7 protein-coding genes and 3 pseudogenes are annotated in these 10,244 nt (G+C 38.6%); 4 read left to right on the plus strand and 6 right to left on the minus strand.

Features of this window, described 5'->3' with window-relative positions:
* The 3 genes and pseudogenes from BHE89_RS01800 to BHE89_RS01810 all read right to left on the minus strand — a co-directional run.
* Nucleotides 1-97, minus strand: a pseudogene (locus tag BHE89_RS01800) (hypothetical protein); the annotation flags it as partial.
* A gap of 239 nt (nucleotides 98-336) precedes the next feature.
* The gene (locus BHE89_RS01805) at nucleotides 337-1,005 is read right to left on the minus strand and encodes a DsbA family protein (protein ID WP_069367065.1); all 669 of its coding nucleotides are present in this window, start codon (nucleotides 1,003-1,005) and stop codon (nucleotides 337-339) included.
* Nucleotides 993-1,865, minus strand: coding sequence for an MBL fold metallo-hydrolase (locus BHE89_RS01810; RefSeq protein WP_069367066.1), 873 nt, complete (start codon nucleotides 1,863-1,865; stop codon nucleotides 993-995). The genes BHE89_RS01805 and BHE89_RS01810 overlap by 13 nt, the downstream gene beginning before the upstream one ends.
* A 105-nt stretch (nucleotides 1,866-1,970) precedes the next feature.
* On the opposite strand from BHE89_RS01810, the gene BHE89_RS01815 reads away from it, so the two are divergent.
* On the plus strand, nucleotides 1,971-2,891 hold the full coding sequence (locus BHE89_RS01815) for a LysR family transcriptional regulator (protein ID WP_069367067.1): 921 nt from the start codon (nucleotides 1,971-1,973) through the stop codon (nucleotides 2,889-2,891).
* Here the strand turns inward: BHE89_RS01815 and BHE89_RS01820 are convergent.
* A complete protein-coding gene (locus tag BHE89_RS01820; protein ID WP_069367068.1) occupies nucleotides 2,868-3,794 on the minus strand; it encodes a LysR family transcriptional regulator in 927 nt (308 codons plus the stop codon). The two genes, BHE89_RS01815 and BHE89_RS01820, sit on opposite strands and share 24 nt — an antisense overlap.
* Nucleotides 3,795-3,906: 112 nt before the next feature.
* On the opposite strand from BHE89_RS01820, the pseudogene lysA reads away from it, so the two are divergent.
* A pseudogene (gene lysA, locus BHE89_RS01825) lies at nucleotides 3,907-5,149 on the plus strand (diaminopimelate decarboxylase).
* A gap of 113 nt (nucleotides 5,150-5,262) precedes the next feature.
* Here lysA and fadE read toward each other — a convergent pair.
* Nucleotides 5,263-7,711: pseudogene (gene fadE, locus BHE89_RS01830) on the minus strand (acyl-CoA dehydrogenase FadE).
* A gap of 238 nt (nucleotides 7,712-7,949) precedes the next feature.
* Between fadE and lpcA the strand changes: the two are divergent.
* Entirely contained in the window at nucleotides 7,950-8,528 is a 579-nt protein-coding gene (gene lpcA, locus BHE89_RS01835; RefSeq protein ID WP_069367071.1) for a D-sedoheptulose 7-phosphate isomerase, read from the plus strand.
* A gap of 53 nt (nucleotides 8,529-8,581) precedes the next feature.
* The gene (locus tag BHE89_RS01840) at nucleotides 8,582-9,349 is read left to right on the plus strand and encodes a class II glutamine amidotransferase (protein WP_069367072.1); all 768 of its coding nucleotides are present in this window, start codon (nucleotides 8,582-8,584) and stop codon (nucleotides 9,347-9,349) included.
* On the opposite strand, the gene BHE89_RS01845 is transcribed toward BHE89_RS01840, so the two are convergent.
* A complete protein-coding gene (locus BHE89_RS01845; RefSeq protein ID WP_286145822.1) occupies nucleotides 9,320-9,874 on the minus strand; it encodes a L,D-transpeptidase family protein in 555 nt (184 codons plus the stop codon). The two genes, BHE89_RS01840 and BHE89_RS01845, sit on opposite strands and share 30 nt — an antisense overlap.
* Nucleotides 9,875-10,244: the final 370 nt, after the last annotated feature.

The following is a 10,244-nucleotide window of genomic DNA, read 5'->3' on the forward strand; positions in this document are numbered from 1 at the left end:
CTAATGCAACTTCGCCTTTATCGCCGTACCACACTTTTTGAGTTGTCAGTGGGGTACCTGCTTTTACGGGGGTTACCGTTTCAAAAAAGCGGAAGCCCCCAGCCTAATTATTTTTCAGTATTAATCACGATAAACGATCGTATAAAAAAAGTGGCATTTGGCTCTTGTCTGTCATTTTCAACATTCATGGTATTGGGTTTCTATTTTTTGCCTTATACCCCTTTTAATTAATTTATTTTGATTTTTGGGTTAGGTTTTTATAACAGAACATAAAATAATAAGAATTGAAATAAAGAAGGCAGTGTGCGGAAATTAATCAACACACTGAAAAGAAGATTATAGATTTTCTTTTATAAATTGCTGCCAACGTGTTGTATCACCTAAGTATTTTTCAATTGATATCAGGCGATAATCTTGGTTATCTTCAATAAATAAAGTCGGAAAACCGCGGCCATTCACTTGAGCCATTAATTGCTGTGTTTGGCTTAAATGTTTCTGAATTTGTGTTGCGCTAATTTCAGACAGTAAGGATGTAAATTGTTCAATATCAAAACCAAGTTTTTTTACAATAAACAGCAGTGTGTCTTTATCACTGATATTTAAGCCATCAAGGTAATAAGCTTCTTGTAGTGCTTTTAATAAATAAACATCTCGCTTTCCCATTATTTCAGCAACAAGAATGGCTGAAATAGGTAGCTGTGAGTTTAATACCATTTCAGTGTTACCAAGAGTGTCACGATATGCGTGACTAAAAACTTGGCCTGATAATTGACTAATACGCTCATCAATTGGTGTGACATGCTCTTTCCATGATTGTCCTCCTGTTACGGCTCTTGCGGGAGTAAACAATCCACCACCATGTAACTTAATGGAATTTGGAAATATATTGCTTACAGCTTCAATCAAAGGTGCAATACCATAGCACCAACCACAAAGAGGATCATAAACATAGTGCAATATTTTTGTGCCTTGGGTATTTCCTGTATTGCTTGTTACTGAGGCCACTGCATTTCTCCTTTTAGTACTTTTGCACTAAGTTCTAGGCTTGATTTATCGGCTAAATTCTGATGATTTTTTTCCATCGCTGCAATAAATTCATCTGAGTTTTTCGTTTTTTCAAGATTTTTCTCAGCTTCAATCAGGTAATTCATTGTAAAGTCAACAGCTTGTAAATCATAGGTTGCTTTTGGTAAATAGTGACCAGGAATAACGGTTTTTGGAGAAAGTGATTTTATTTGCTGTAATGCACTAACCCAATGTTGGCGCTGTGCCACGGTTTGTGTATCTGCTAACCAAACATGAATATTTTCATAAACTAAAACACCGCCCATTACTGCATTAAGTTTTGGAACATAAAGGTATGTTCTATCTGGAGATTGCCCGTCTAAGCCTTTGACGGAAATCGTTTCACCTTCTAGAGAAAAACTATCACCTTTTAGTACCTCAGGAAGGATGATTTTCTGAGGGGCATTTTCTTTAAGTACAGGTCCCCAGTAGGCAAGTTTTCCTGCTTGAGTTTCATTAATGGCTTTAATTGTGGGGGCTGTTGCAATCACTTTGGCATTTGGAAAGGCATCAGTAATGACATCTAACCCGAAATAAAAATCAGGATCAGAATGGCTGATATAGATATAAGTTAGGTTTTTTCCAGAGGCTTTTATTTTATCTACCAACGCTTGAGCATCATTTTTTTGAAATTGAGCATCAATTAAAACGGCATCTTTGTCACCATAAATAATTTCAGAAGAGACAGGAAAAATACTCGCTTCTCCTGGGTTATATATATCTAATGTTAAATCAGTTGCTAGCGTTGATGTCGCGAAGAATGCCGTAGTTGCAAGTGTTAAAGGCAGTAATTTTTTCATCTTTTGTTTTCTCCATAATGGTGTTGCTGACTATAATATGTTGCATAAAACAAGAGAAAAACCCTATTTTAGGCAATTGATTGTTGCGTAAATCGAGCAAATTGAATGGATAAAATAAAAGCATCAGAAGTGTTTGTAACCATCGTGAAGCAAGGGAGCATGATAAAAGCTGCTGATTATCTAGGTATGTCTAGAGCCATGGTGACACGTTATTTAAATGAAATGGAAGAGTGGGCAGGGGTGCGTTTATTGCATAGAACGACACGTAAACAAAGCCTAACTTCTGTCGGCGAAATGGTATATGAACAGAGCTTACAGTTATTAGAAATGGCTGAACGCATCCCTGCTAATACCCCCAAAGAACGTCATCAAATTAGTGGGCTTGTTCGAATTACCAGTTCACAATCATTAGCAAATAGTATTTTGTCAGTGGCGATATGTGAGTTTATGCAACGTTATCCTTTAATTGCGGTTGATTTACAAATTACCAATCAAACCGTGAATTTGGTGGAAGAACGTATCGATATTGCATTACGTATTACGAATCACCTTGAGCCTAACTTAATTGCACGTTCGCTCGCGACATGTCTTTCTGTGGTGTGTGCGCATAAAGATTACTTAGCAAAAAAAGGGATACCTCAAACGCCTGATGAACTTGCTCAGCATCAATGTTTAACTTACCGATTTTTTGGGCGTAGTTTGTGGGAATTTAATTTAGATGATGAACGTTATTCAGTCCCCGTTGGCGGTAATTTAAGTGCAAATGAATCGGTTGTTTTATTGCAAGCCACGTTAAAAGGCGCTGGTATATCGCTACAACCTTATTATTCAGCCAAACCTTATCTTGATAATGGGGAGTTAGAACAAGTCTTGTCTGATTATCAAGCTCAACCAATGGGAATTTATGCGGTTTTAGCAAGTCGGCAAAATATGCCTGCGGCGGTTAGAGTATTGTTGGATTTCTTAGTTGAGTGGTTTGCATCATCACCTTATTGGCTTGCTTTATCGGGTAAAAGCTTGGGTTAGTCGCTTAGGATAATCTGATAATGTCGCTTTCATCACATCAATAAAATAGGAAACAAGTGTTGATGAAGGGCGATGTGATGGGGTAATTAAGCTGATGGTAAAGGGAATAGAAAAACGTAAAGGGCGAAGACAAATAGACTTATCTAAGTAATCAAGTGCAGTGATAGGATTAACAATTGAAATGCCGATATTCTCACTTACCATAGCGCAAATAGAGGCAGCACTTTGTGTTTCCATCACTAGCTGTCGTGTAATTCTATCTTTAATAAAAACGGTATCAATCAATTGTCGGTATCTATCATTAGCAGACAAACTAATAAAACGCTGATCTTGAAAATCAGCAGGTTGTAACAATGTTTTTTGACACAATGGATGAGACTTAGGTAACACGGCAACTTCATTAAGTGTAAGCACGGTTTCTTGTTGGGTTCCTGCTGGTGTTTGTGTATGTTCGGTCAATCCTAAATCATAATGCTGAGCGGATAACCACTCTTCTAATAAAGGGGATTCTTGAGGAACAATGGTCAAGTTGACATCAGGGTGCGTATCTAGAAATTGTCGACAAATTGAAGGTAATAATGATTGAGCAAATGCGGGTAAGCAGGTGATATTCAATTCTGCTTGGTTAAAATGGCGAATATTTTCAGCTGCGTTTATTATTCTATCTAAGCCATAATAAGAACGCTGTACTTCCTCAAAAAAGCGCAATCCTTCAGCCGTGGGTTGTAAACGGCCTTTTATTCTATCAAATAATTTAAATGCTAATAGATGCTCAAGACGAGATAACTCTCTACTGACTGTAGGTTGTGATGTCTTCAATAACTCTGCGGCTTCAGTAAGATTTTGAGTGGTCATCACTGCATGATAAATTTCAATATGCCGCCAATTAAAAGGAGCTTTCATTGTCTATTCCTATATCACAGATGAATAGAGTGTAGCTTATTTGATATTTTTATTCCCTTATAAGTTAATAAATAATGATTTTATTCACCTGAGATTTTTATGAGTAGATAACATGACAACATCAATAACTATGGCTCAATATCAATTAGCACAAACATATGGAACACCGTTATGGATTTATCACGGAGATACAATCTCTCAGCGTATTGCCCAGCTTAAATCTTTTGATGTGGTTCGCTTTGCTCAAAAAGCGTGCTCGAATATTCACATCTTACGTTTAATGAAAGCACAGGGTGTTAAAGTTGATTCTGTTTCATTAGGCGAAATTGAACGTGCTTTAGTTGCGGGTTACCAAGGTGGTAGAGAAAAAAAGTGAGATTGTTTTTACCGCTGATTTACTTGATGAAGGCACTCTTGAACGCGTTGTTGAATTAGATATTCCTGTTAATGCAGGCTCTATTGATATGCTTCGTCAATTAGGTGAGCGCAATCAAGGCCATGCAGTTTGGATAAGAATTAATCCTGGATTTGGTCATGGACATAGCCAAAAAACGAATACAGGTGGTGAGAACAGTAAGCACGGTATTTGGTATGAAGATGTACCTGAAGCATTAGCCGTGATCCAACAGTACAACCTAACGTTAGTTGGTTTTCATATGCATATTGGTTCCGGTGTTGATTATCAACATCTTTCTAGTGTCTGTGATGCGATGGTAGAGCAAGTACTAAGCTCTCAAATTGATATCCAAGCCATTTCGGCAGGAGGCGGATTATCAACACCTTATCAAGAGGGTGATGCGACAGTCGACTTGGATCACTATTTTTCTTTATGGAATAAGGCTCGCCAACGTATTGCCCAACATTTAGGGCATTCTATTGAGTTAGAAATCGAGCCGGGACGTTTCTTAGTCGCTGAATCTGGTGTATTGATTTCACAAGTGAGAGCGGTTAAATCGATGGGAAGTCGTCATTATGTGCTGGTGGATGCAGGGTTTAGTGATTTAATGCGTCCTGCAATGTATGGCAGTTATCATCAAATTTCAGTTTTAGATAGCCATGGTCAAATAAAACCAATGACAAAATTACAAGAGACGATTGTGGCAGGACCGTTGTGTGAATCTGGCGATGTTTTCACTCAGCAAGAGGGAGGCATGGTTGTTCCTCGTTTATTGCCTCAAGCACAGGTAGGTGATTACTTAGTTATTCATGATACTGGGGCTTATGGTGCTTCAATGTCATCAAATTATAATAGTCGACCACTTATTCCTGAAGTGCTGATAACAGAGAATGTTCACCAATTAATTCGTCGTCGTCAAACAATAGAAGAGTTATTAGCGTTGGAGTTAGATCTCTAATTCATTCTTTTTATTAAACATGCTTTCATTGAGAAATAAAAAGCACCTCATGACAACTTTAGTGATGAGGTGCTTGTGTTTATCAAGGGATATTTTTCCCTTTATATCTAGTGTTAAGCGGCCTTGTCTGTTTTGACTTTGTCAGTTTGCGGCTTTTTTACAGGCACCGCCAATGCATCAAAGTCAAATTCATCGACATTAATACTCCGTAAGCGGCTTTGTTCTGCTTTACGTAAGATATCAGCCTCTTCTTGGGTGACTCGTTTATCAGCCAGTGCTTTTTCTGCTAGTTTATCTAGCTGAGTAAAGCTGAATTTCTTCTCATAAAGGCGACAAATACGGTCGAAGATAGGCTCAGCAGCTAAGATATCCAGTAATGCTTCTTCCATTAAACCATGTGGATTATGCTCACTTGGTGTTAAGTATTGACCTCTGCCAATACGATCACGGGTTTCAGAAGGTTGTTGGATAAGTTGCGCTACTTTGCTGTCTAATTTATCTGATGGCAATTTTTGAGCTTTACCGAGTGGGAAAATAATTGCACGCATCGTGCCTGCAATAACTCGGCTTGGAAAATTGCGTAGCAGTTCATCAATTGCATTCTCCGCTTGGTATAAACACTCTTTTAGGCTCCAATGTACGAGAGGCAAATCTGCAGTATGGCGACCTTCATCTTCGTAACGCTTAAGCGTGGCAGAAGCGAGGAAGATATGACTTAATATGTCACCTAAACGCGCTGAAATACGCTCACGACGTTTTAAACTTCCACCTAAAACGCCCATCGAAACATCAGATAACAGCGCCATATTGGCACTCAAACGGTTAATTTGTTGATAATAACGACGGGTTTCATCATTAGTCGGGGCGTTACTTAATCGACCATTCGTGATACCTAACCACAAACTACGTAAGGTATTACTTGCTACATGACCGATATGACCAAATAGAGCGCGGTCAAAATCATGTAGGTTATTTTCTCGTGCAGCGGCAATTTCATCTAATACATAAGGATGGCAACGGATAGCACCTTGACCATAAATGATCATGCTACGAGTTAAAATATTGGCACCTTCAACAGTAATGGCGATTGGAGAACCTTGATAAGAGCGCGCGACAAAGTTTGATGGCCCAAGGCAGATCCCTTTCCCTCCCACAATATCCATTGCGTCGATAATTCCTCGTTGTGCTCTATGAGTACAATGATATTTGACTATGGCGGATAATACGGCAGGTTTTTCACCTAACATAATACCTGTGGTAATTAATGTGGATGCTGCATCTAAGAGATAAGCATTTCCAGCAAGGCGAGCTAATGGCTCTTCAATACCTTCCATTTTACCGATAGGAATTTTGAACTGGCGACGGACACGAGAATAAGCCCCTGTTGCCATAGCGGCACTTTTTTAATCCACCAGTAGAATTTGATGGTAATGTGATGCCACGACCAACAGAGAGACATTCCACCAGCATTCTCCAACCTTGACCGGCCATTTTTGGTCCACCAATGATGTAATCGATGGGAACAAAAACATCTTTACCACGAGTTGGCCCATTCATAAATGGCACGTTTAATGGGAAATGGCGATGGCCGATTTCAACACCTTTAACATTGGTTGGAATTAACGCACAGGTGATGCCTGGATTTTCATCATTACTCAATAGATGGTCAGGATCGCGTAATTTAAATGCTAATCCTAATACGGTCGCGATAGGGGCAAGCGTGATATAGCGTTTATTCCAGGTTAAACGAATGCCAAGAATTTGTTCACCTTGCCATTCTCCCATACAGACAACGCCACTGTCAGGAATAGCACCTGCATCGGAGCCTGCTTCAGGGCTTGTTAAGGCGAAACAAGGAATTTCATCCCCTTTGGCTAAACCGGGTAAATAGCGTTTTTTCTGTTCATCAGTACCATAGTGTTGCAATAGCTCACCGGGGCCTAAAGAGTTAGGTACACCAACGGTGATGGCTAAAATACCTGACACCCCTGCCAGTTTTTGCAATACGCGTGATTGGGCGTAGGCTGAAAACTCTAATCCGCCGTACTCTTTTTTAATGATCATGGCAAAGAAGCGATGATCTTTAAGGTATTGCCAGATTTCAGGAGGTAAGTCAGCTAATTCATGAGTAATTTCAAAGTCATTTGTCATGCGACAAACTTCTTCGACAGGTCCATCAAGGAAAGCTTGCTCTTCAGCGGTTAGCTGTGGTTTAGGGTAATTATGAAGTTGTTTCCAGTCGGGAGCGCCACGGAAAAGTTCGCCTTCCCACCATGTTGTACCAGCATCAATAGCTTCTTGTTCTGTTTTAGACATCGAAGGCATGACTTTTTGAAATGCTTTAAGTGCAGGTACTGAGATATAGGCTCTACGAATAGAAGGAATAGTAAAGGGTAATAAAACCAATGCAACGGGAAGGAGTAACCAGTAACTCCAAATGTTGGCGACACCCATGATTAATGTATAAGCAATAAGTGTTAGGCTGCTTATCGCGATACCGAATTTGCGATAACTAAGTACGCCAATAAGAACAATAAAAAGTACGATACTGAGTAGTGTCATAATAAACTCCTGTATTTAGCAAGAGATCGGAGGTCAGACCTGTTGTTTGTTATTTAGATCTAATCCAGTCACTAACTTTTATCAATATATTTACATTCTAATTACAATATAGCTCACAAATTATTCGTAAATGAGAGAAGTTAGCATTTGTCGATAACAGGTATCTTCTTTCATGACATTTAATCCGTTACACTGAGAAACAGAAAATTTCGATTACCCTTTCTGGAGTAAAAATCCTATGTACCAAGATCTTATCCGTGGTGAATTAACTGAAGCAGCAGAGACTCTTTCCCGTTTTCTTCAAGATGATGCAAATATTGAAGCTATCCAAAAAGCAGCGGTGTTATTAGCCGATTCTTTTAAAGCGGGTGGCAAAGTATTATCTTGCGGTAATGGGGGTTCTCATTGCGATGCAATGCATTTTGCCGAAGAGTTAACAGGACGTTATCGTGAAAATCGCCCTGGTTATCCAGCCATTGCTATTTCAGATGTAAGCCATATCTCATGTGTAAGTAATGATTTTGGCTATGAATATATCTTCTCCCGTTATGTTGAAGCTGTGGGTAAAGAAGGTGACGTTCTGCTGGGGATTTCAACCTCAGGCAATTCAGGCAATATCATCAAAGCAATTAGCGCTGCGCGTGAGAAAGGCATGAAAGTCATTACGTTAACAGGTAAAGATGGCGGGAAAATGGACGGTACAGCAGATATTGAAATACGTGTACCTCATTTCGGTTACGCTGATCGTATTCAAGAAATCCATATCAAAGTTATTCATATTCTGATCCAATTAATTGAAAAAGAAATGGAAAAATAATTTGTTGATATAGCAATAAATTAGCCATAAACATCGGCAATAAGGAGTGAGCGATGTGTGAGTTGTTAGGCATGAGTGCAAATGTACCGACAGATATTAATTTCAGTCTAAGTGGATTAATTCCAAGAGGTGGTAAGACAGGACCTCATAAAGATGGTTGGGGAATTACTTTCTACGAAGGATTAGGATGTCGCACATTTAAAGATCCTCAAGCTAGCGCAATTTCGCCAGTCGCTCGCTTTGTTCAAGAATATCCAATTAAATCCGAGGCGGTAATCGCTCATATTCGTCAAGCGAATCGGGGAAATGTCTCTCTAGAAAATACCCATCCTTTTACTCGTGAATTATGGGGAAAAAACTGGACGTATGCACATAATGGTCAACTAAAAGGTTATCAATCTCTTGAAACTGGGCGTTTTAGAGCGATAGGGCAGACGGATAGTGAAAAAGCTTTTTGCTGGATCTTAAATCAGCTCGAAAATCGTTATAAACGAACCCCTGTGAATTGGCCTGCTGTATTTCGTTTTATCGCTACTTTAGCTTCTCAATTAAAGCAAAAAGGGGTTTTTAATATGCTGTTGTCAGATGGTCGATTTGTAATGGCATATTGTTCAACTAATTTACATTGGATCACGCGTAAAGCGCCTTTTGGCAAAGCTAAATTACTTGATCAAGATGTAGAAATCGATTTCCAGCAACACACTCAATCAGATGATGTGGTTTCAGTTATCTCAACATTACCGTTGACTGGAAATGAATCTTGGCAGCGTATTCCCGCTGGTGAGTTTGTCTTATTTGATCGTGGAGTGCGTATTCTGTAACCACTTGTTTTCACTATTTTGTGATAAGTTAAGGGTTGGGTTTATATTATTCGTTGAAGTCAACGTGTTATTAACGAAATAACGCCCATCTTGAACAGTAACAGAGGGGATCTGTTTACGTTCTTCAACATATTCGTAGGCTGGCATAAGCTGCTGCCAGAAATCCATATCTTTTGAATATTGATGTTTTTTCATATTTTCAGCGGTCATTTTAAATGGAAAAATATGAATATTAATCGTAGATTGACCATTTTGTAGCGCCAATTCAGCATACTGATAAATTTCATCCATCACAGCGTCTGTCATTGCATAGCAACCCACAGATTTACAGGCTCCGTGGATCATTAAAAAATCGCCAGTATATCCTTTTGATTTATCATATTGATTAGGAAATCCTAGGTTGATAGCTCGGTAAAATCGACTGTTTGGATTTAATTGTGAGAAATTGACTTGATAAAAACCTTCAGGGCTTTTTAGATCACCTTGAAACTTTTTAGGTCCAAGACCGCCAGAATAGCTACAAATAGGATAAGTACGTACTTTTTTCTAATTGCCCATCTAATTTTTCCGTATAAAGTTCAAGTAAGTTTTTCTTCTTTGAAAATTTGAATATAGATAGGTTGTCCTGTACTTTTTTTTAACAGGTTTCATTAGAAAATTTGAACTGTTTTCGGCGTTAACTAATAAAGGAATTAACATTAATGTTAAAAAAACTGATTAGTTGTTTTGCGTGACTGGTCATGGTTTTAATCAGAAAAATAGCTTAAAATTTGTTGATAAAGTAGATCGTAGATTGCTATGAAGCAATAAATTTGTAAATTAAAATCTGATATGGTTTCTTTTCTTTTACAAAATATTCTGTATGAAATTTAAGCGCCCGTCGAAAAAGATGATA

The sequence above is a fragment of the Shigella sp. FC1967 genome (assembly GCF_001743005.1).
Classification (GTDB): domain Bacteria; phylum Pseudomonadota; class Gammaproteobacteria; order Enterobacterales; family Enterobacteriaceae; genus Proteus.